This window comes from Agrobacterium tumefaciens (genome assembly GCF_013318015.2).
Classification (GTDB): Bacteria; Pseudomonadota; Alphaproteobacteria; order Rhizobiales; family Rhizobiaceae; genus Agrobacterium; species Agrobacterium tumefaciens.
The window spans coordinates 1,514,757-1,537,387 of the sequence record NZ_CP115842.1; the positions used below are offsets into that span (position 1 = coordinate 1,514,757).

General features: G+C 57.9%; 19 protein-coding genes. 17 read left to right on the plus strand and 2 right to left on the minus strand.

What is annotated here, in order from left to right; genetic code table 11:
- Positions 1 to 5: 5 nt before the first annotated feature.
- From G6L97_RS20420 to G6L97_RS20450, 7 genes are all read left to right on the plus strand, one after another.
- On the plus strand, positions 6 to 710 hold the full coding sequence (locus tag G6L97_RS20420) for a DUF624 domain-containing protein (RefSeq protein WP_003518282.1): 705 nt from the start codon (positions 6 to 8) through the stop codon (positions 708 to 710).
- A 47-nt stretch (positions 711 to 757) separates the two neighbouring features.
- A complete protein-coding gene (locus tag G6L97_RS20425) occupies positions 758 to 2,038 on the plus strand; it encodes an ABC transporter substrate-binding protein (RefSeq protein ID WP_013762202.1) in 1,281 nt (426 codons plus the stop codon).
- A gap of 69 nt (positions 2,039 to 2,107) precedes the next feature.
- Positions 2,108 to 3,982, plus strand: a complete 1,875-nt coding sequence (locus G6L97_RS20430) for a DUF2264 domain-containing protein (RefSeq protein WP_025595137.1) — start codon at positions 2,108 to 2,110, stop codon at positions 3,980 to 3,982.
- Positions 3,979 to 5,676 carry an acyltransferase gene (locus tag G6L97_RS20435; RefSeq protein ID WP_025595136.1) on the plus strand — a complete coding sequence of 566 codons (1,698 nt, stop codon included), beginning with the start codon at positions 3,979 to 3,981 and terminating at the stop codon, positions 5,674 to 5,676. Before G6L97_RS20430 ends, G6L97_RS20435 begins: the two co-directional genes overlap by 4 nt.
- A gap of 74 nt (positions 5,677 to 5,750) precedes the next feature.
- Entirely contained in the window at positions 5,751 to 7,703 is a 1,953-nt protein-coding gene (locus tag G6L97_RS20440) for a putative bifunctional diguanylate cyclase/phosphodiesterase (RefSeq protein WP_013762205.1), read from the plus strand.
- A gap of 607 nt (positions 7,704 to 8,310) precedes the next feature.
- Positions 8,311 to 8,604, plus strand: a complete 294-nt coding sequence (locus G6L97_RS20445) for a hypothetical protein (protein WP_025595135.1) — start codon at positions 8,311 to 8,313, stop codon at positions 8,602 to 8,604.
- A complete protein-coding gene (locus G6L97_RS20450; protein WP_013762208.1) occupies positions 8,601 to 8,870 on the plus strand; it encodes a DUF1488 family protein in 270 nt (89 codons plus the stop codon). Before G6L97_RS20445 ends, G6L97_RS20450 begins: the two co-directional genes overlap by 4 nt.
- A gap of 111 nt (positions 8,871 to 8,981) precedes the next feature.
- On the opposite strand, the gene G6L97_RS20455 is transcribed toward G6L97_RS20450, so the two are convergent.
- The gene (locus G6L97_RS20455; protein ID WP_013762209.1) at positions 8,982 to 9,269 is read right to left on the minus strand and encodes a hypothetical protein; all 288 of its coding nucleotides are present in this window, start codon (positions 9,267 to 9,269) and stop codon (positions 8,982 to 8,984) included.
- Between the two features lie 528 nt (positions 9,270 to 9,797).
- On the opposite strand from G6L97_RS20455, the gene G6L97_RS20460 reads away from it, so the two are divergent.
- From G6L97_RS20460 to G6L97_RS20485, 6 genes are read left to right on the plus strand one after another with little or no spacing between them, the layout of a single operon-like run.
- Positions 9,798 to 10,823, plus strand: a complete 1,026-nt coding sequence (locus G6L97_RS20460; protein WP_013762211.1) for a LacI family DNA-binding transcriptional regulator — start codon at positions 9,798 to 9,800, stop codon at positions 10,821 to 10,823.
- 35 nt (positions 10,824 to 10,858) lie between these two features.
- Positions 10,859 to 11,812 (plus strand): ABC transporter substrate-binding protein, encoded by a 954-nt coding sequence (locus G6L97_RS20465; protein WP_111828677.1) that lies wholly within the window; start codon positions 10,859 to 10,861, stop codon positions 11,810 to 11,812.
- Entirely contained in the window at positions 11,809 to 12,618 is an 810-nt protein-coding gene (locus tag G6L97_RS20470; protein WP_013762213.1) for an ATP-binding cassette domain-containing protein, read from the plus strand. Before G6L97_RS20465 ends, G6L97_RS20470 begins: the two co-directional genes overlap by 4 nt.
- Positions 12,615 to 13,619: an ABC transporter permease gene (locus tag G6L97_RS20475; RefSeq protein WP_003518264.1), complete on the plus strand. Its 1,005-nt coding sequence runs from the start codon at positions 12,615 to 12,617 to the stop codon at positions 13,617 to 13,619. The genes G6L97_RS20470 and G6L97_RS20475 overlap by 4 nt, the downstream gene beginning before the upstream one ends.
- Before the next feature lie 4 nt (positions 13,620 to 13,623).
- On the plus strand, positions 13,624 to 14,691 hold the full coding sequence (locus G6L97_RS20480) for a phosphotriesterase family protein (RefSeq protein WP_013762214.1): 1,068 nt from the start codon (positions 13,624 to 13,626) through the stop codon (positions 14,689 to 14,691).
- A gap of 25 nt (positions 14,692 to 14,716) precedes the next feature.
- Positions 14,717 to 15,487: a glutamine amidotransferase gene (locus G6L97_RS20485; RefSeq protein WP_025595133.1), complete on the plus strand. Its 771-nt coding sequence runs from the start codon at positions 14,717 to 14,719 to the stop codon at positions 15,485 to 15,487.
- A 31-nt stretch (positions 15,488 to 15,518) separates the two neighbouring features.
- On the opposite strand, the gene G6L97_RS20490 is transcribed toward G6L97_RS20485, so the two are convergent.
- The gene (locus G6L97_RS20490) at positions 15,519 to 16,415 is read right to left on the minus strand and encodes a ribokinase (protein WP_013762216.1); all 897 of its coding nucleotides are present in this window, start codon (positions 16,413 to 16,415) and stop codon (positions 15,519 to 15,521) included.
- Between the two features lie 24 nt (positions 16,416 to 16,439).
- Here G6L97_RS20490 and G6L97_RS20495 point away from each other — a divergent pair, with 24 nt between their 5' ends.
- The 4 genes from G6L97_RS20495 (at position 16,440) to G6L97_RS20510 (ending at position 22,506) form a co-directional block, all read left to right on the plus strand.
- Positions 16,440 to 17,282, plus strand: a complete 843-nt coding sequence (locus tag G6L97_RS20495; protein ID WP_013762217.1) for a BtpA/SgcQ family protein — start codon at positions 16,440 to 16,442, stop codon at positions 17,280 to 17,282.
- A 19-nt stretch (positions 17,283 to 17,301) separates the two neighbouring features.
- Positions 17,302 to 18,558, plus strand: a complete 1,257-nt coding sequence (locus G6L97_RS20500) for a Zn-dependent hydrolase (RefSeq protein ID WP_041694712.1) — start codon at positions 17,302 to 17,304, stop codon at positions 18,556 to 18,558.
- Positions 18,559 to 18,820: 262 nt separating this feature from the next.
- Positions 18,821 to 19,378 carry a fasciclin domain-containing protein gene (locus tag G6L97_RS20505; RefSeq protein ID WP_003518253.1) on the plus strand — a complete coding sequence of 186 codons (558 nt, stop codon included), beginning with the start codon at positions 18,821 to 18,823 and terminating at the stop codon, positions 19,376 to 19,378.
- Positions 19,379 to 19,716: 338 nt separating this feature from the next.
- Positions 19,717 to 22,506, plus strand: a complete 2,790-nt coding sequence (locus G6L97_RS20510; protein WP_013762219.1) for a bifunctional aconitate hydratase 2/2-methylisocitrate dehydratase — start codon at positions 19,717 to 19,719, stop codon at positions 22,504 to 22,506.
- Positions 22,507 to 22,631 lie beyond the last annotated feature (125 nt).

A 22,631-nucleotide genomic window follows, 5' to 3' on the forward strand; every position in this document is an offset into this window, starting at 1 on the left:
AAGCGATGCAATGGCTGGAAGGATTATGGACGAAGGAAGGAGCCGGGATCGACAAGAACGCCCCGCCGCCTACCGGTCTCGCCCTGTTCCTCGATATTATCAGACGCGAATGGTGGGAGATGGTGAAGCTAAACCTCCTCTTTATCATCGCCAGCCTGCCGGTCGTAACGATGCCCGCAGCAATGTTGGCCATGGGCCGCGTCTGCGTTTCTTTCTCGAACGACGAAAATACCTATCTGCTGCGCGATTTCCTTGAAGCCTTGCGGACATTCGCCCTGCGCGGCACCGCGCTTGTGCTTCTCGCAGCGCTGGTGGTCGGTGGCGGTGGTTACGCAACTGTCAGCTATGCCGATGCTGCCCGGTCGCAACTCGCCTACAGTGTGCCTTTTGCGATCAGCCTCGCAGTCACACTGTTCCTCACCCTTCTCTGCGCCTATGCCACCGTTGTCCTGGCGAAGGAGGATTTGCCGCTTTTACAGACCCTGCGGCGTGCGGCGTTTCTGGCGCTCACCAGACCATGGCCGATGCTGGCGGCGCTCAGCTTCGTCGCGGCGCTCTGGATCGCGCATATCCTCTTCTATCCGGTGTCCGTGTTTATGCCGGCAACCATCAATTTTTCGCTCGGCATGTTCGCCCTGTGTTTCGCGGCGAGAAACGTCGCCGCGCAAACGCGCCTGCGGATATCAGAACGGGCGGGGAGCGGCGTTTAAGACATACCAAAATCAAACGACATCAGTCAGGGAAGGAGAAACGGGCTATGGAGTTTAAAACAACCAGACGTGCATTTGCTCTGGCAACCGCCGGTCTCGGCATTGCCATGGGTATGGGAGGAACAGCATTCGCCGCGGGCGATGCCCCCGTCACCTTGAAATGGGCCCTATGGGATCTGGATAAGGGCGCTTACTTCAAGCCCTTGATGGAGGCCTATAAGCAGAAGCATCCGAATGTCACGTTCGAGGTGGTGGACCTCGGCTCGCAGGACTATACGCAGATGATATCCACGCAGTTGACTGGCGGCTCGAAGGACATTGACGTCGTTACCATCAAGGACGTTCCCGGATACGCCAATCTGGTCCGCGCCGGCAACATCACCGATCTCAGCGACTTCATCAAGGATCAGAAGATCGAGACGGCACCCTATGGCGGCCTGATCGAGGAACTGACCATTGACGGCAAGGTATACGCCCTGCCGTTCCGCTCCGATTTCTGGGTGGTCTATTACAACAAGGATATTTTCGACAAGGCAGGCGTGCCTTATCCAACCAATGACATGACCTGGGCGCAGTTCGATGAAACAGCCGGCAAGCTGAAGGGCGGCATGGGCGCGAACCGCATTTACGGCGCTCTGTTGCACACTTGGCGTTCGACGGTGCAACTGCCCGGCATTCAGGATGGAAAACACACGATGGTTGATGGAAACTATGAGTTCCTGAAACCCTGGTATGAGCGTGCGCTTGCCCTGCAAAAGACCGGCGCGATACCGTCCTACGCCTCGCTGAAGACATCCAATACCCATTACTCCGCGCTGTTCTTCAACGGAACGATCGGCATGCTGCCGATGGGCACCTGGTTCGTCGGAACCCAGATCGCCAAGGTGAAATCGGGCGAGTCGAAAAGCGCCAACTGGGGTATCGTGAAATTCCCCCATCCCGATGGCGTGGCGGCAGGTGCGACGGCCGCGCAGATTGCCGGACTGTCGGTCAACACTAATTCCGGCCATAAGGAAGCGGCGCTGGATTTCATTCAGTTCGTGACCGGGCCTGAGGGAGCGGCCATCATTGCCTCCACCGGCACTTTCCCTGCACTCCGAACCGACGATGTGGCTGAGAAGATCGCATCGCTGCCGGGCTTCCCGCAGGATCAGGGCAGCAAGGACGCGTTGCAGGCGGGCAAGGCCTATCTGGAAATGGCGGTCAACCCGAATGCAGCCAAGATCGAAGTCGTTCTGAACCGTGTCCATGACGCACTGATGACCGACAATATTTCAATCGATGACGGCATCAAGGACATGAATGACGGCGTCAAGGCCATCAAATAATTGCCATGGGCCGCAGGCGGAAAGCCTGCGGCCTTTTTCCTGACCCAAGAATTCCGGACATTCGTCACCGTGCCCCATGAAACCGCCGCAGCCAATCCGCTCTTTCACAATCCGCTTTCAAGCAGGGACGATCTCGCAAAGGCTGTGATTGATCTCTTCAATCCGCTGCTTGCCTGTTTTTCGGCGGGCGGCGCGCGCGTGCAGTTGGGCGCGACAGGCGCGATATTTGATTACCCGGCTGCCGAACTGGAAGGCTTTGCCCGACCGTTATGGGGCATCGTACCCCTTGCCGCCGGCGGCTATGACTTTCCGCACTGGGATCTCTACCGGCGCGGATTGGCCAATGGCACCAACCCGGCCCACCCCGAATATTGGGGTGACACCGCAGACCGGCACCAACGATTGGTGGAGCTGGCGGCAATAGGCTTTGCACTCGCCATGGTTCCCGAACACATCTGGGAGCCGCTTGCGGAAACGGATAGAAAGACCGTCACGGTCTACCTTCTGGCGGCGCGCGAGCGGGAATTCGTCGATAATAACTGGAAGTTTTTCCGCGTTCTGATCGATCTCGGGCTGGAGCGGGTGGGTGTCGAATTCGACACGGCCAAGACCCATGCATATCTCGACGAAATAGAGGCATTTGATATCGGCAATGGCTGGTATCGTGACGGGCCGGTACGGCGTGTCGACCACTATATTCCCTTCGCCATGCATTTTTATGGGCTGATCTATACCGTGCTTGCGAAAGACGATGAGGCGAGAAAAAAACGGCTCATCGAACGCTCGAGAGTTTTCGCCCGCGACATGCGCCATTGGTTCGGGCCGGACGGGGCCTCGCTCGCCTTCGGGCGCAGCCAGACATACCGGTTTGCGGCGGGTGGTTTCTGGGGTGCACTCGCCTTTTCCGGCTTGCAGGCGCTGCCATGGCCAGAGATCAAAGGTTATTACATGCGGCATATCCGCTGGTGGTCGAAGCGGCCGATCGCGGATCGCGATGGCGTACTTTCCGTGGGATACGGCTATCCGAACCTTTTAATGAGCGAGAGCTACAATTCTCCCTGCTCGCCCTACTGGGCGCTCAAATTCTTCCTGCCGCTGGCGCTGCCCGCCGATCATCCCTTCTGGACGGCGGAAGAGACCAGATCAGAAGAATTCGCCGAACCCGTTTCATTGCCGGAACCGGGCATGGTTGCTTTCCATACGCCCGGCAACGTCGTTGTTCTATCCTCGGGGCAGCAGCACGACAGGATGCGCGGCGCGCAGGAAAAATATTCGAAATTCGTCTATTCCACCCGTTATGCCTTCAATGTCGAGGCGGATGACCGGCATTTTGCCGCCGCAGCTTTTGACGGCATGCTCGGTCTTTCCGACGATGGTGTACACTTCCGTACGCGCGAGACGATGGAAGAGGCATTGATTGCCGGAGACTGCCTCTATTCCCGCTGGAGGCCATGGGCGGGTGTGGAGATAGAGACCTGGCTCGTGCCGCATAATCCGTGGCATATTAGGCTGCACCGCATCCGGACCCCACGCGCGCTGCAAACATCGGAAGGCGGATTTGCCATAGAGCGCGCCGATTTCAACCGTGACCGAACAGAAGCGGGAGAATGCCGCGCTGTATGCTACGGCCAAAGCGACACAAGCGTCATTGTCGATCTTTCGCTCGGGGCTCGTCGTGAAGGACTGTGCCATCAGGCCATTGCCAACACCAATCTCATCCACGCCAGAACCCTCGTGCCGCAATTGCGTGGCACCGTTCCATCAGGCGAAACGCTGCTTGTTACGGCCTGCATGGCGCTACCCGCCGGCAAGGCGGCAGAAGCGGCATTGGTGACCTTACCGGATGCTCCCGATCTCACCGCGCTGGAAGAGATGTTCAGGCTTGAGGGACGTCGCGTTTCCGCCTTTGCACTCGATGAAAGCCGTGCAGGCTTGCCATTATGACAGACGAAACCCAGACTGTTTTCCAACGGCTGGATCGGCTGAATATCCTGACCTGGGAACGAAAACAGGAAGATATCGACCGTCCCGACCATCAGGCGCTGTTGCGCGGTCTTGAGCGCTCGGCCAATGCCAGTTTCGGGCAGGGCGTCTACATCGCCGCAAAAGCCGAGTTGCATACGGACAGGCTGGTGATGGGCGCGCAGTCCTGGATTGCCGGTTACGCAATCGTGCGCGGTGATATCGAACTTGGAGAAAACGTCTCGATCAACCCCTATGCCTGCCTTTCCGGCAGGGTGAAGATCGGTAATGGTGCGCGCATCGCCTCGCATGTCAGCATCGTCGGCTTCAATCACGGTTTTGACGATACCGACACCCCCATCTATCGCCAGCCGTTGACCTCGCTCGGCATAGATATCGGCGACGATGTCTGGATCGGCGCCAACGCAGTCGTGCTGGACGGCGTGAAGATAGGGCGCGGAGCGATTATTGCCGCGGGCGCGGTGGTGGCGAAAGACGTTCCCGCCTTGGCTGTTGCCGGTGGTGTTCCCGCCCGGGTTCTGAAATATCGCGGGGAAAAGGCAGATACGCCCAAGGTGCCTGAAACCGATCGCCTGTTGCGAGAACTCGGCGAGGAAATTGCCGGCGACTGGCTTGCCGCCATTCGCTCCTATGATGAGGGGGGCTCCTATCGTTCAGCCGATGCATCCGGACATGAGGTCGAAAACGCCAGGCATCTGTGTGATGCTATCGAGATCGCCGCAGCCTTCGGGCAGCAAGAGACCGCCTTCGACGTCGAAAGAACCGTGGCTGGCCTTCATGCTATGCAGGATACCCAAACAGGACTGTTTTTCTCTGCCAACCGCCGCCCTTCATCGCCGCCGCAACAGGACCCAACGGTCCTCTACAATATTCTGGCTGTCGGATATGCGCTCGAATGTCTTGGCGCCGGCCCGAAACAGCAGATTGCTTTCGTGGAGGAGATGCGTGCCGACGCCCTCATTCTTCTTCTGGAAGAACTCCCCTGGCAAAACCGGGCATGGCATTGCGGCGCTACTATCGACGCCATCTCCACCGCGCTTTATTTCAACCGGCGCTACTTCGTATCCGGCGACAATCTCGCCGTACTATTTGGCTGGCTGATGGTGAATGCGGACAGAACTACCGGTCTCTGGGGTGACGCGACGACCGAGCAGGGCCTGCTGCAACCGGTCAACGGCTTTTACCGCCTCACCCGCGGCTCTTACGCCCAGTTCGGCCTGCCCGTTCCCTATCCGGAAGCGGCAGTCGACTCGGTCATCGCCAATTATCGCGCCTATGGCGGTTTTCAGGGTACGGAGTTTAACGCCTGCAACCTGCTCGATACGGTCCATCCCCTGCTTCTCTGCCTGGAACAGACGGATCACAGGCGGGACGAGGCAAAAGAGATCGCCCGTGAAGTTCTGAGACGCAATAGGGGGCGCTGGCAGAAAGGCAGCGGATTTGCCTTCGCGGAAGGGCATCCTGCCGGACTACAGGGCACAGAAATGTGGATGTCTGTTCTCTGGCTTTCGGCGAGGCTCCTCGGTGAACAACAGCTTCTGCCATTCCAACCGAGAGGCATTCATCGCTTTGAACCAGTGGAAATCCTCGGCGGCTGCCGCAGATTATGTACAAATATGAATGCACATCTTGGAGTTGATTTCATTTCCTCTTGATTTACCTTGTGTATTTCCGATGATGTAAGACGGACTTGCTAAACAACCGACTCTGTACTCGATGAGTCGTGCAAATGAACATAACAAACGCCAAACAGAAATTGCTTGATTTTATGTCTGTCCGGTCCGACAATCCGGACTTGGTGAAAGCGCAATATCGCGCCTTCACCCGGCAGATGCCGATGATGTATTTCATACTGATTTCAAGTACATGGGCGCTGGCGACTACACATCTGCAACTGGCGCCGTTTTGGCTCACCATTGGAATTCCGGCTTTTTTTACACTCGGCTGCACCGTCAGGATCGCGTTCTGGTGGAGGACCCGCGGTATCGATCCCGCGCCGAAGGTGGCTCATGCAGCGCTTCAGCGCACAAATCGCCTGGCGGCCGGCATTGCCGTGGTATTTACGCTCTGGTCTTTTCTGCTGGTGCCGTATGGGGACGCCTATACGCAATCCCACGTCGCCTTCTACATGGCGATTACCGTCATATCCTGCATCTTCTGTCTGATGTATGTGCGTTCGGCGGCGTTCATGGTCACGGCCATCGTCAACGGCGCCTTCGTCATCTTTTTTTTGGCCTCACAGCAACCGACATTCATCGCCATTGCCATCAATGTTCTGTTGGTCTGTGCGGGCATGATGTCCATCCTGTTGACCAACTACCGCAATTTCGAGCGCATGATTGTTTCGCAGCAGCGCACGGAAGCGCTGAACAATGAGAACCTGCTGCTTGCCAATATTGACAGCCTGACGGAACTGCCTAACCGCCGCGCCTTTTTCGCCCATCTGGAAGCCGAGATCGAGAAAGCAAGGGTGGCGGGAACGCGGCTGGCGCTGGGCGTTATCGATCTCGATGGGTTCAAGCCGGTTAACGACCTTTACGGCCATTCCGTGGGCGACAGGTTGCTCGTCAGCGTCAGCAAACGTCTCACAGATACTCTGACGACCAGCAGGGCATTTAGACTTGGCGGAGACGAATTTGCGATCGTTGCCCCCATCATACCTGACGATGCACAACTCGTTGCAAATGCGAACGTGATCTCGGAACGGTTGAGGGAGGCCTATCATCTTCCCGAGGGGACTGTGCATGTCGCTGCTTCCATGGGCATCGCCGTATTTCCGTGCCTTGCTCTGACGCTTGAGCAACTTTTCGACCGTGCGGACTATGCGTTGTATCACGCCAAGAAAACCCGGCGCGGCGATGCCGTCCTCTTCGATGCGGAGCACGAAAAGCAGATCAATATCGAAGCTCGTATCGAACATCTGCTCAAGCAGAAAGAGATAGAAAACGAGCTTTCAGTCGTGTTCCAACCGATCGTCGACATACGCGATGGAAGAGCTGCGGGCTTTGAAGCACTGGCGCGCTGGCACAGCCCGGTCCTTGGGCATGTCCCGCCTGCCCAGTTCTTCGCCATTGCCGAGCGGGCCGGTATCGTCAGCTCGCTGACGCGGCCTCTTCTTCGAACCGCTCTCGCTTCCGCATCGGTATGGGAGCCATCCCTTAGACTGTCCTTCAACCTCTCGGCCCATGACCTCAATTCCTGCGAAGGCGTGCTGTCATTGATCGGCATCATCGAAAACAGCGGCTTCGACGCAACACGTATTGACCTTGAAATTACCGAAACGGCCTTTGCGCATGATTTCGAACAGGTCAGGCAGTCGGTCGAAATGCTGCGGCGGCTCGGTTGCGGCATTTCGCTGGACGATTTCGGCACCGGTTATTCCAGCCTGACACGGCTGCACGCTCTCCCCCTCACCAAGATCAAGATTGACCGCAGCTTCGTCACGGATCTGCACGAAAAGCCAGCCAGCTACAAAATCGTTAAATCGCTGCTCACGCTCAGCCGCGACATGGGGTTGGAATGCGTGGTGGAAGGGGTCGAAACACTGGAGGAACTCGCGGCCCTTGAAGGTCTCGGTGCTACGCTGGTGCAGGGTTATATCTATGCGGCACCACTACGAGAACAGGATGTCCGTGAGTTTCTTTCCGGACAGGCAAAAAAGCACATGATCCTGTCAGCCTGAAGTGGCCTGGGTTTTTCGGCCCCGATTTTCCGGCTGCGATGCCTGCCTGCTGATGTTGATCCGGGGAAGGACAGGAAACAGGGCTCGGCTACTTCTATCATGGCGTAGAAATGTCTGCTTTGAATAGACATGTTTGCTTTTTCTGCCCGGCAGGTTTTTAGCGTCCGCCTTGTTTTCCGCGCAATCCAGGCGCAGTATAGGCTTCGTTGTGCTGGCAGCACGGCTCCCCGGTGTCAGAGAGGCACCGCCTCTTCTTCGTTGTCCTTTAGTGAATGTTTGCGCTGACGGTGCCGTATTTCTTTGCGGTAATCACCGAGATGTCACCTATTGCGGCACGAGCATGCTGGTTGACGGGCGATTACGCTGCCACCAGTTGCACAACGCAGACCATCTGCATTTCTCCAGTGCCATTTCATGGCATCTGGTCGTTTCGCTCCTGGATTTTCTTGGTACCACCCGGACACGACACCGCATTTAGTCCTTAGGGATGTCTGGCTCAAGCACCACTCCGATCGATAGGGACTTTCGACCGAGAGACAGGAACGCAGCAGTCGCAATGTAGAATAAAACCGGCTCCACGCGGATCAAAGCCGCGCTGAAGCCTCGGATGAAAGGCAAGACCATGAATAGTTATAACGACCAAAGACGCCAGGCGCTCAGGATCGAAGTTTGGGAGAACGAAGGCGGGACTTCCGTCGCCGATACGGTTGACTCCCAATATGGAAGAAGGATCGAGAGGGACCAAACCTGGACCATATATCATGTATTCACCGGTGTGCCGGTACGGGTGGGTGGCCGCAGGCTGACTGAACTCAGCATATCGGAAGCAACCGATGGCATGCTTTCACTCAATCGTCGTAACGTTTTGCGAAGGGAAGAACGCAGCAGGTGTGAAGCATGACACTGGCTTTCCCCAACTCGGCCCGCAGTTTTGACGATGTGCGTAAAGCTGTGCGGTTTTTCGGCCATGACGGCATGTTCGAAATCCGGTTTTTTGTCGAAGCCGCTGCACTCGCTAAGGGCGGCGTGCATGCAACAGGCATGTCGGAAGCCCAATGCCTTTCGTCTTTTGACGCAATGCGCACGCCGATCTACGAGGCTGCCAAGAAGGTGTATGCCAAGTACCGGCGCAATTTGAACGTCCTGACGACTTCCGACTTCGGCTAGAGCACATCCTGTTTAAACAAAATTGTCTGACGTGCTCTAGCTATTTGTTTTTACGCATTTTCCGGGCGTAAAACTGCTACGCACTTTAGGAAATGCGCGACCATTGCGGGATCATGGAATGGCGCGCGGGCCGGCGGCTACGGTTGCGACGTCGCGAGCCAATGCATCATCGATTTCAGTTGGTGACACCTGAAGGAACTGGCGGCGGTTCATGGCGACAGCGACCGCGGGAATCTCTAGATGGGTTCCCACGCGGCGATACGCCGTGAAGCTGAGGCCCTCTATCAATTCCTCGTCTATGACCAGGCGATAAGTGCCCGCTCCCAAGGGTTCCGAAAGGGCCTCCAGACGGAACGGATGCGTGAATGTGATTTCGGTCTCTGTGGTTCTTTCGATCATGTCCAACACCGCTTTCGGTTGCGTTAAAACCCGCACAGTTACAGCCGGTTATCGCAACTATGCGCCGATCAGGATGTAAACGATCAACGCCACACTTGCCGCAGACAAGACGTAGCCAGCCAGCGTTGCGAGATTCTGTTTTGTCGGTTGGTGGAATATGGAAGACATGGCGTCCTCCTTTGTCGGGGCCAGGGTATTCAACCCTTAAACAGCAGCGCCCGTACTATAGCTGCTGGAACAAACATAGTGGACCCGTTTCATTCGTTTAGCAATGAAACAATCCTGATAATCCGAGGTGCTGATCGAAGACACCTCTATGTGAAGGCGAGGAGCGCCGTCACTCGTCTCGCGATTGCCCTTCTCCGTCGGAAGGCCGCAAAAGTCTCCGATATGCCAAAATTCGAATGCCTCACCAAATGATCTTGACAGGGGGCAAGTTTTGGATTTCCTTGTAAACCGGTTTAGTAAATCGCTTTACAAGCTCTATCAAGAGGCCAAAGGCCCACGGGAACAGGAACGGGAAGAATGATGGCGCCAAATCGCGCGACCAGTCTGAAGGATGTTGCCCGCACGGCGGGTGTTTCCGTCGCTACGGTGTCGCGGCTGCTCAACGGCTCACTGGAATTGCCTGCGGACACGAAGGCCCGCATCGAAGACGCCATTCGCCAGCTCAACTATGTTCCTAACCCGCATGCCCGGCGTCTGAGCCGTGGGCGCTCCGATACGATCGGTCTCGTCGTTCCCGATATCGGCAACCCGTTCTTCGGCATGCTGGTTGCAGCAGTGGAAGAGGAGGCAGACAGGCGCGGTCTTGCCGTATCGCTTTTCGCAACGTTGAACCGGCCGGGACGCGAACTGTCCTATCTGCGGCTTCTTGCCCGCAACCATGTCGACGGGCTGGTCTTCGTTACCAACCACCCCGATACGGACGAGCTTGCCGAGCTTATCAGCGCCACCGGCAAAGTCGTTGTGGTCGATGAAGACGTCAGTGGGGCATCCGTGCCGAAGCTGTTCTGTGACAATGAACAGGGCGGCCGCTTGGCTGGTGAACACCTTGCCGGATATGGCCACGAACGCGTACTTTATGTCGGCGGCCCGGCAGAGATGCTCAGCACGCAGCGGCGTTTCCTTGGGTTGGAGGCAGCGTTGCGGACACATTGCGGCTCCGAGCCGTCGATCATGCGCTATTGCGGCGACTATACCGCGGAGTTCGGTCGCGAGGCGGCCTTGCGTTTTCTTTCCGAAGGCCGTCCCGCCACGGCAATTTTCGCCAGCTCCGACGAAATCGCCATCGGGATGATTGAAGTCTTGCGGGCGCAGGGTGTGCGCATTCCGCAGGACGTATCGATGATCGGCTTCGACGATGTCGGCCCGCTGCATCTGTTCGATCCGCCGCTTACCGCCATTCGCCAGCCGGTCAGGGCCATTGGCCAGCGCGCCCTGTCGTTGCTCGCCGAAACCAATTGGGAACAGGAAACTCCGGCCCATCCGGAAGAGCTGCTTCCCGTAGAAATCGTCGTGCGGAGCTCCGTTGCGCCGCCGTCGAAACAATAATTGCGACGGACAAAACCAACAGAGGAAGAACGCAAATGACAATAATCAAACGCAGATATTTCTCCGCAGCCCTTGCCGCCACCTTTCTGGCCGGGGCGACGCTTTCCGCCGGCATTGCCGGTGCCGCGGAAAAGACGATAGCCCTGGTGCAGATCAACCAGCAGGCCATCTTTTTCAACGACATGAACAAGGGTGCGGAAAAGGCGGCGAAGGAAGCGGGCGTCAAGCTCGTCATCTTCAATGCCAATAACGATCCGGCAGCGCAAAACAGCGCCATCGAGACCTATATCCAGCAGAAGGTCGATGGGATCGCGGTCGTTGCCATTGATGTCAACGGCATCATGCCTGCGGTAAAGCAGGCCGCCGAAGCGAACATCCCAGTGGTCGCTATCGACGCAATATTGCCGGAAGGGCCTCAGAAGGCACAGATTGGCGTCGACAATGCCAAGGCTGGTGCCGACATGGGCAAGTTCTTCGTCGACTATGTGAAGTCAGACATGGGCGGCAAGGCCAAGATCGGCGTCGTCGGGGCCCTCAACTCATTCATACAGAATATCCGCCAGAAGGGCTTTGAGGACACGCTCAAGGATCAGCCCGGCATCACGGCGGCTGGCGTCGTTGACGGACAGAACGTGCAGGATACGGCTCTTTCCGCAGCGGAAAACCTCATAACTGGCAATCCGGGTATGACCGCAATCTACGCAACGGGTGAACCGGCCCTTCTCGGCGCCGTCGCTGCCGTCGAAAGCCAGAGCAAGCAGAAGGACATCAAGGTCTTCGGCTGGGATCTGACCAAGCAGGCGATCGCTGGCATCGACGCTGGTTATGTCGCGGGTGTCATTCAGCAGGACCCGGCGGCCATGGGTGCTGCGGCCGTCAAGGCGCTGAAGACTGTTTCTGATGGTGGCAGTGTCGAAAAGACGATTGCCGTGCCCGTGACCATCGTCACCAAGGCCAATGTCGAGCCCTACCGGGCGGTCTTCAAATGATCGCCGGCGGACAGCACCCAACCGCTGTCACCGGCGCTGGGGGAGATATTCTCCCCCAGCATCTCTCCGGTGCGGCGCAAGAACCGCGCGTCTCGCTTCGCGGTATCGTAAAAACCTTCGGTTCACATCAGGCGCTGCGCGGCGTCGATCTCGACATCTATCCCGGTGAATGCCTGGGCCTTGTCGGTGACAACGCGGCTGGAAAATCGACGCTGACGAAGGTTATTTCCGGAACCTACATTCCGGATGAAGGATCCATTACGCTCGAAGGGGAAGAGGTCCGTTTCTCCGGTCCCGCCGATGCGCGCAATCGCAATATCGAGATGGTCTTTCAGGATTTGAGCCTCTGTGACCATATAGACGTGATCGGCAACCTGTTTCTTGGGCGCGAGATCACCAAGGGTCCGTTCCTCGACCGGCAGACGATGTTGGCCGAGGCCCGCAAGATGCTCGACGCGCTGGAAATCCGTATTCCAAGGTTGACGGCCAAGGTGGAAAAACTCTCCGGCGGACAGCGGCAGGCAATCGCAATCGCCCGTGCGGCGTCCTTCAATCCCAAGGTCCTGATCATGGACGAACCCACTTCGGCGCTTGCCGTAGCAGAGGTGGAGGCCGTTCTGGCGTTGATCAACCGGGTCAAGGCCAAGGGCGTGTCCGTCATCCTCATCACTCATCGTCTTCAGGATCTGTTCCGCGTGTGTGATCGCATCGCCGTCATGTACGAGGGAACGAAGGTCGCCGAACGGCAGATCAACGAAACCAGCCTCGAAGACCTCGTCAAACTGATCGTGGGAGGTCGCCATTGACCGTCTACACTGAACGCGCCAAGGGCTCACCCGTCGCCGATTTCATCGCCGAAAACGCGCAGGTCTTGTCCATAACGGCCTTTTTCATCGCCTGCATGCTGTTCTTTGCCGTAAGCACGGATACGTTCCTGACGGCAGGCAACCTGCTGAACGTCGTGCGTCAGGCCGCTCCCATCCTCATCGTTTCCGTCGCCATGACGCTTGTCATCATCACCGGCGGCATCGACCTGTCGGTCGGCTCCATGGTTGCGCTGATCAACGCCGTCGGTGCCATCCTCATGGCGGCGGGCTATCCGTGGCCTCTGGTGCTGGTCGCCATGCTCATGCTCGGAGCCGTGCTTGGTCTCTTGCAGGGCTGGTTCATTGCCTATCAGGGCATTCCGGCCTTCATCGTTACGCTCGCAGGCTTGTCCATCCTTCGAGGGGTCGCACTCTATATCACCCAAGGGTATTCGGTGCCGATTCCGGATGCGCCCGGCTTCTTTTTTCTCGGTCGCGGAGACCTGTTCGGTTTCCCGGTGCCGGCGCTGATCGGTATCCTCATCACTGTCGTGGCCTATGTGGTCATTTCGTCCACCCGCTACGGACGCCGGGTCGTGGCGGTAGGCTCCAATCTGGAGGCTGCCCGTCGTGTGGGTATGCCGGCAAAATGGATCCTTGCATCGGTCTATCTGGTCGCAGGCGTGGCATCCGCAATCGCTGGGCTGCTGATCGCGTCACGCCTTGGCTCGGGTTCCTCCAATGCTGCTGTCGGCTTTGAGCTGCAGGTCGTGGCAGCGGTTGTGCTTGGCGGCACATCTTTGATGGGCGGACGCGGAACCATTCTCGGCTCCGTGCTTGGCACCATGACCATTGCCGTGATCGGCAACGGGCTGATCCTGATGCATATTTCGCCCTTTTTCACACAGATCGTCACGGGCGCGATCATTCTTGCCGCCATCTGGCTGAACACGCGCATCTTCACCACCAACTTCCGCTTGGGTTCCAGAAAAAAGGGTTGAGGCCATGGTGGATGAACTCTCGAAAGGCCATATTCGCTCCGGCAATTTCATGACGGTTGCCGGTCCCGTCCCGGTGGAAAAGCTCGGCGTGACGCTGATGCACGAGCATATTCTCAACGATTGCCGCTGCTGGTGGCACGCACCGAAAACGCCGGAGCGGCAATATCTGGCAGAGGGCTTGGTCTGCCAGGAAATCCTCGGCGAACTTCGCCAGGATCCCTTCGTCAACAAGCACAACATCACGCTGGATGATGAGCCGCTTGCGATTAAAGAACTGCATGAATTCGCCGCTCAGGGCGGCCATACAGTGGTGGAGCCGACCTGCCAGGGTATCGGCAGAAATCCGCTTGCCCTCAGGCGGATATCCGAGGCGACCGGGCTCAACATCGTGATGGGGGCGGGTTATTATCTGGCCTCCTCCCATCCTGAGAAAGTGGCAGCGCTCAGCATCGACGACATCGCCAATGAAATCGTTCACGAGGCGCTTCAGGGCGTCGACGGAACCGGCGTGAAAATCGGTCTGATCGGAGAGATCGGTGTGTCCTCGGACTTCACCCCCGAGGAGCAAAAATCGCTGCGGGGTGCGGCGAGGGCGCAGGCCCGTACAGGTTTGCCCCTCATGGTGCATCTTCCGGGCTGGTTAAGGCTGGGTCACAGGGTTCTCGATGTAGTCGAGCAGGAAGGCGCGGATGTCAGTCACACCGTTCTGTGTCACATGAACCCGTCGCATGATGACCTTGGCTATCAGGGAGAACTTGCCGGCCGCGGTGCCTTCATCGAATACGACATGATCGGCATGGATTTCTTCTATGCCGATCAGCAGGTCCAATGCCCGAGTGACGACGAAGCGGCCAAAGCCATCGTCCAGCTGGTGGAGCGGGGATATCTGGACCGCATCCTGCTTTCCCACGATGTTTTCCTGAAGATGATGCTGACGCGGTATGGCGGCAATGGTTACGCCTATATCCTCAAGCATTTCCTGCCGCGATTGAAGCGGCATGGTCTGGATGACCTCACCTTGCAAATCCTCATGCGGGATAACCCGCGCTCGGTCTTCCAGGCGAAGACGTGACGAACCCATAGAAATGGAACGAAAAATGATAAAGAAAATACTTCTCGTGGGCGAAAGCTGGGTCAGCTCCGCCACTCACTACAAGGGCTTCGACCAGTTCGGCAGCGTCACCTTTCACTTGGGCGCGGAACCTCTGGTAAAGGCGCTCGAAGGTAGTGAATACGAGCTGACCTACCTGACGGCTCATGATGCTGTCGAGAAACTTCCCTTCGATATGGCGGGGCTGGATGCGTATGACGCGATCATCCTCTCTGACATCGGTGCCAATTCGCTGCTTTTGCCGCCTGCGGTTTGGTTGCACTCGAAAACCGTTCCAAACCGTCTGAAGCTTCTCAAGGCATGGGTCGAAAAGGGCGGCGGCCTGCTGATGGTTGGCGGATATTTCTCGTTCCAGGGTATCGATGGCAAGGCCCGGTGGCGTCGCACCCCCGTGGAAGATACGCTTCCCGTGACCTGCCTGCCATGGGATGACCGCGTTGAAATTCCAGAAGGATCGACGGCCGACATTCTGATGCCGGATCATCCCACCGTTGCAGGTCTTTCCGGCGAATGGCCGCTTCTCCTCGGTGTCAATGAGGTAGAGGTGCGCGAGCGCGCGGATGTGGACGTGGTCGCCCGCCTGCCTGCGGAGCAGGGCGGTCATCCGCTTCTGGTCACCGGCGTTTTTGGCCAGGGTCGGACAGCGGCGTGGACGTCCGACATTGGTCCGCACTGGCTCTCTCCCGCCTTCTGCGAATGGCAGGGCTACGGCCGTTTGTGGAAAAACATTCTGGGCTGGCTGACAGAAGCTCGCTGAGCGCGGCGGCATGTATCGGTGGAGAGGATCGTCAGTTGGACAAAATATCCGCGAGCTCAAGGATATCGGGAAAGGCTGAAAGCGTGCCCCGACGACTGACGGTCAGCGCAGATGCCTTTGCGCCATGCCTCAACGCCCGTTCATCCACACTGACGTTTCTCAACGCGGCGGAGGCCAGCGTGACGGCCATGAAGCAATCGCCAGCACCCGTCGTGTCGACAACGCCAGTTTTTTCGGCGGGCACGGTCAGGCATTGGTTTGTCGTGCCAAGCATCGAACCCTCGCCGCCAAGGGTGAGGATGACCTGGCGGACACCGGCTGAAATGAGCAATTTTATCGCTGTCGAGCCGGTATCCCCGGTCAGGGCGGCCGCTTCGCCGCGGTTGAGGAAAGCGATGTCCGTGAGCGGCCAGAGACTTTCAAACCAGGGTTGGAGAGGTGACGGATTGAATGCGGTGATCATTCCCGTTGCCTTTGCCTGCGACAGTGCGAGACGGGTGGTTGTTTCGCCCAGATTGCCTTGCACGACGAGAAGGTCGCCGGGGCTGGCTGTACCAAGGGTTCCGGCCACGTCTTCCGGGGTCAGGGATTGTGCGCAGGCAGTGGTCGTGACGATGCTGTTTTCACCATCGGGCGTGTTGAAGATGATGGAGAGATCGCTGGTCTGCCCATCCATGCCAATGAGGTCGGCGGTCAGAGGTTCGGTTGCAAGGCGGGCGCGGATGGTCGCAGACCTGTCATCTGTACCTACAGCAGCAGTCAATGTGGTATCGAGCCCGCATCGGGCCATGACAATGGCTTGATTGCAGCCTTTTCCGCCAAGATCGCGGAAGGCCTGCCGGCCGAAAATCGAAGCCCCGGCTTCCGGCAGGGCGGAAACGGAATAGGTTTCGTCGAGCGCGATATTGCCGATGACGAAGGCACGCATGAAAAACTTTCGAGAGGACAAGGCATGCAGATCATATCCGACAATAGGGCGAATGCCATCCAGGAAATCTTTGGTCGTGACAAGGCCTTGATCGGCATGGTGCATTGCCCGCCGTTTCCCGGAGCACCAAGGTATCGTGGCGCGGCCATGGATGCCATCTACGACGTCTGCATGCGCGATGCCGAGGCTTTGATCGAAGGCGGTATGCATGGTCTTCTCGTTGAAAACCATGGCGATATTCCCTTTTCCAAGCCGGAGGATATCGGTCATGAGACACCTGCCTTCATGAGCGTGGTGACTGACCGGGTCGCGCGGGCGACTGGCGTTCCGCTCGGTATCAACGTGCTTGCCAATGCGCCGATCCCGGCTTTCGCCACTGCCATGGCAGGCGGGGCGAAATTCATCCGCGTCAACCAGTGGGCCAATGCCTATGTCGCCAACGAGGGTTTCATGGAAGGGCGTGCGGCGGAAGCGATGCGTTATCGATCCCTGCTCAGGGCCGAGCACATAAAGGTTTTCGCCGACAGCCACGTCAAGCATGGCGCGCATGCTATCACGGGTGATCGTAGCATCGATGAGCTGACCCGCGACCTTGCCTTCTTTGATGCGGATGCGGTGATCGCTACTGGCCAGCGAACCGGCAACAGCGCAACGATCGCGGAAATCGAAGAGATCGGGCAGGCCACACATCTTCCGCTTCTGGTCGGTTCTGGTGTTGGGGAAGCCAATATCGTTGAAATCCTGAAGCGCACCAGCGGTGTCATCGTCGCTTCGTCGCTAAAAAAGGGCGGTGTCTGGTGGAACCCTGTCGAGCCTGCCCGTGTGCGATCGTTTGTTGAGGCGGCGCAGCCAGGGCTTTCGGGTTGAGGGCAAACGGGAAATGATGATGACGCAAACTCTTTCGATCAACGGGCAGCGACTTATCGATCGACTCGACCGGTTTGCGCAAATAGGCGCGACGGCAAAGGGTGGCGTAAACCGCCAGGCCTTGACCGGCCTCGACCGGCAGGCGCGGCAATTGCTGACGGAGCTGGCGCTGCAGCGCGGCTTCAAGGTCTTTCAGGACCCGATTGCCAATCTGTTCATTCGCCGCGAGGGGCGCAACCCGGATCTGTCGCCGCTGCTTATCGGCAGTCATCTCGACAGTCAGCCTGCAGGCGGTCGTTTTGACGGTGCGCTCGGCACGCTCGCAGCTTTTGAGGTTCTGGAAACACTCGAAGATTGCGGGGTGGAAACCGAGCGGCCGGTGGAGGTCGTGTCGTTCACGAATGAAGAGGGCTGCCGCTTCGCGCCGGGCTGCATGGGCTCCATGGCCTTTGCGGCCGGTTCAATTCCAAGCGCCTGGGAGACCATGCGCGCGACTGACGGTGCGCTTTTCGCAGATGAACTCTCCGCCACGCTGGAAAGTCTCCCGGTTGCCGCGATGCGGCCTCTGGGCACGCCGGTTTTCGCTTATCTCGAGGTCCATATCGAGCAAGGCCCTTCATTGGAAAAAGAGGGCTTACCGATCGGCATCGTCACCGGCATACAGGGAACGCGCTGGCTGGAGGTGATTATCGACGGGCAGACCGCCCACGCTGGAACAACGGCGCTGCAATATCGGCATGACCCCATGCAAGCCACGGTCAACGCGCTGTCTGAACTCTATCGCGACATCATGCCAGCCGATCCGGCCGCGCGTTTCACGATTGGCCGAATGGCCCTTGAACCCGGCGCGGTGAACGCGATCCCGGCAACGGTGCGCTTCACGATCGATTTTAGACACCCTTCGCTGACAACAATCGGCGTCATGGAGCAGACAATCCGCATGGCTATCCAGCAGGCAGCGGCGGACACAGGCTGCTCGGCGACTATTTCGCAGATTTTCGACATGCCGCCGGCAAGTTTTCCGGATGAATTACTTGCCGTATTGGATCAGGCCGCACAAGAGCGGGACTTTGCAACAAAGAGAATGCTCTCCGGCGCATTCCACGATGCGCTTTTTATGAACCGCGTCGCGCCATCGGCCATGATTTTCGTACCCTGCCGGGACGGTCTCAGTCACAATGAGGCTGAATATGTGGAGCAGGAGCATAGTATTGCGGGTGGCAACATGCTCTTGGCTTCGCTTCTCCAGCTGCTAGCGCCGACGGCAGCGTTGTAAATCGAATGGTTGCGGGGAGCTTTCGCCCCTTGTTAGGGTTGCTCCGTTTGCAGATCACTGCGCACTGGCCGATCGCGAGTGTAATTCGGTTGAGAAAAAGCCGAAATGAATCAGCGCTGTAGCAAGTGATCGTATGAAACTGCCTTTTGCTTGAAACTTTCCTCCTGTCGCTCTCGTCACTTGTGCTGTTCCCCGAGACGGGAACGACAGGCCTTCAGAGGCGCGCTTCCGCGCCGAGGCGATTAGGGAAGAGGAATATTCAATGTTCAAGTCCGCAATCCGTACGCTCGCCCTTGCGACGGCAATCTCGACTCTTGCTTCGGGTGCCTTTGCTGAAAATCCAAAGGTCGGCGGTGCTGCAATGTACGAAAACAAGAACATCATCGAGAATGCCGTCAACTCGAAGGATCACACCACGCTGGTCGCCGCCGTCAAGGCTGCCGGTCTCGTAGAAACCCTTCAGGGCAAGGGACCGTTCACGGTCTTCGCTCCGACCAATGAGGCCTTTGCCAAATTGCCGAAGGGTACAGTCGAAACTCTGCTGAAGCCGGAAAACAAGGCGCAGCTGACCAAGATCCTGACCTGTCATGTCGTGGCGGCCGATGCCATGTCCAGCGCCATCGAGAAGATGATCAAGGATGACAACGGCACCCATGATGTGAAGACGGTCGGCGGCTGCATCCTCAAGGCGAAGGAAAGCATGGGCAAGATTACCCTGACCGACGAAGCGGGTGGTGTTGCGCATGTGACGATCGCCGACGTCAAGCAGTCGAACGGCGTCATTCATGTCATCGACAAGGTTCTGCTTCCGAAGATGTGATTGCTCTTATCTTCTGCATGCCTGATCCGGCCGCCTCCTCGGTGGCCGGATTTTTTTGTGCTCGACGTTGCTTTTATCGGTGAGGCTATGGTTTGCCGGCATCGCGTACGGCAGGCCGCGGGGAGGAATGCCGGGCGCATCCCTGGGGGCACGACGGCAGACGGCATGCCTGCCCGCATGTTCTCCTGTTCCCTTATCGAAAACAGAAACAGAGTGCGCTATCTTGCCTTCCGGCCCTGGTTGACGTACTCGAAATCGATAGGACCCTGGGCCGATTAACAATAGTGTTTCGTGGCGCTGCGTTTCGGCGCCATACACCTCATGACGTTGGGATTGCGATGAACCTTTACTTGGATTACCTGGCTGAGATCGAAAGCAGAAAAACTCAAGGGCTCGCTCCCAAGCCGATCGACGATGGCGAATTAACCGGCGAAATCATTGCCTTGATCAGGGATACCGGTAGCGAATATCGCGCGGATGCCCTCAAATTCTTCATTTACAACACCTTGCCAGGCACCACGAGCGCTGCCGGCGTCAAGGCCGCCTTTCTGAGGCAGATCATTCTGGGCGAAACTGTCGTTCCGGAGATCACGCCCACTTTCGCCCTCGAACTGCTGTCGCATATGAAGGGTGGCCCCTCCATCGAAGCGCTGCTCGACATCGCCCTTGGTGATGATGCCGGGCTTGCCCAGCAGGCAGGCGAAGTGCTGAAGACGCAGGTCTTTCTCTATGACGCAGACATGTTCCGGCTGCGCGATGCCTTCAAGGCGGGCAATACCGTCGCGAAGGGTGTTCTTGAGAGCTATGCCAAGGCTGAGTTCTTTACCAAGCTTCCCGATGTAGAGGATGAGATCAAGGTCGTGACTTTCATCGCCGCCGAAGGCGATATCTCTACCGATCTTCTGTCCCCTGGCAACCAGGCGCATTCGCGCTCCGACCGGCAGCTGCACGGCCAGTGTATGATCACGCCGGAAGCGCAGGCGGAAATCGTCGCGCTGCAGAAGCAGCATCCCGACAAGCGGGTGATGATGATCGCCGAAAAGGGCACGATGGGCGTCGGCTCGTCGCGCATGTCGGGCGTCAACAACGTGGCGCTGTGGACCGGCAAGCAGGCCAGCCCCTATGTGCCCTTCGTCAACTTCGCCCCGATCGTTGCTGGCACCAACGGCATTTCGCCGATCTTCGCCACCACTGTCGACGTCACGGGCGGCATCGGCATCAACCTCAAGAACTGGGTGAAGAAGCTCGGCGAAGACGGCAAGCCCATCCTCAACAATGACGGCAATCCGGTTCTGGAGCAGAAATATTCGGTTGAGACCGGCACCGTTTTGAAGATCGACGCCAAGAGCTACAAGCTTCGTGACGAGAACGGCACGGAACTGGTCGATCTCTCATCCTCCTTCACACCGCAGAAGATGGAATTCATGAAGGCGGGCAGCTCCTATGCCATCGTCTTCGGCAAGAAGCTCCAGACGTTTGCGGCGGAAACGCTTGGCGTCGAGGCCACCCCGGTCTTTGCGCCCAACAAGGAAATTTCAATCGAAGGCCAGGGCCTCACGGCCGTCGAGAAAATCTTCAACCGCAATGCCGTTGGCGTCACGCCCGGCAAGGTGCTGCATGCCGGCTCCGACGTGCGCGTGAAGGTCAACATCGTCGGCTCGCAGGACACGACCGGTCTGATGACGGCGCAGGAACTTGAGGCGATGGCGGCGACCGTCATTTCGCCGCTGGTGGATGGTGCGTACCAGTCGGGTTGCCACACGGCCTCCGTCTGGGACAAGAAGGCGCAGGCGAACATTCCGAAGCTCATGTCCTTCATGAACAACTTCGGCGTCATCACTGCCCGCGACCCCAAGGGCGTCTATCATTCGATGACGGACGTGATCCACAAGGTGCTGAACGACATCACCGTGGACGACTGGGCGATCATCATCGGCGGTGACAGCCACACCCGCATGTCCAAGGGCGTGGCCTTCGGTGCCGACTCTGGCACTGTGGCGCTGGCACTGGCGACGGGCGAGGCGACCATGCCGATCCCGCAATCCGTCAAGGTCACCTTTAAGGGCAAGATGCAGCCGCATATGGACTTCCGCGATGTTGTCCATGCGACGCAGGCGCAGATGCTGAAGCAGCATGGCGACAACGTTTTCCAGGGCCGCATCATCGAAGTCCATATCGGCACGCTGCTCGCTGACCAGGCCTTCACCTTTACCGACTGGACGGCCGAGATGAAGGCCAAGGCGTCGATCTGTATCTCTGAAGACGAGACGCTGATCGAGTCGCTGGAAATCGCCAAGTCGCGTATCCAGATCATGATCGACAAGGGCATGGATAATGCCGCCCAGACACTGAAGGGCCTGATCGCCAAGGCAGATCAGCGTATTGCCGAAATCCGCTCGGGCGAAAAGCCCGCTCTGGCCCCTGACGACAATGCGAAATATTTCGCTGAAGTCGTCGTGGATCTGGACGTGATCGACGAACCGATGATCGCCGACCCCGACGTCAACAACACCGATGTCTCCCGGCGCTACACCCATGACACGATCCGTCCGGTGTCCTATTACGGCGGCACCAAGAAGGTCGATCTGGGCTTCGTCGGTTCGTGCATGGTGCATAAGGGCGACATAAAGATCGTCGCCCAGATGCTGAAGAACATCGAGAAGGCCGAAGGTAAGGTCGAGTTCAAGGCGCCGCTCGTGGTCGCGGCACCGACCTATAACATCATCGACGAGCTGAAGGCGGAAGGGGATTGGGAAATCCTGCAGAAGTATTCCGGCTTCGAGTTCGATGATCTCAAGCCGAAGACTGCCAACCGGACGGAATACGAGAACATCCTCTATCTGGAGCGCCCGGGCTGCAACCTTTGCATGGGCAACCAGGAGAAGGCGGAGAAGGGTGATACTGTTCTGGCAACCTCGACCCGTCTCTTCCAGGGCCGCGTTGTTGAGGACACTGCCGAGAAGAAGGGTGAATCGCTGCTGGCCTCGACCCCTGTCGTGGTACTGTCGGCAATCCTTGGCCGCACACCGAGCGCTGAGGAATACAAGGCCGCCGTGGTAGGTATCGATCTGACCAAGTTCGCACCGCCGAAAGCTGCGCCAATCGATTCCCTGTCTGTCCAATACTAAAGTATTTCCGGGCGTAGGACTTTTACGTCCGGAAAAACGTTTGAAACCAAAGATATAGAGCGCGTCCACCGAATTCAGTTGAAACCGGACGCGCTCTAGGGTTGAAATTACCCGTCAAATTCTTT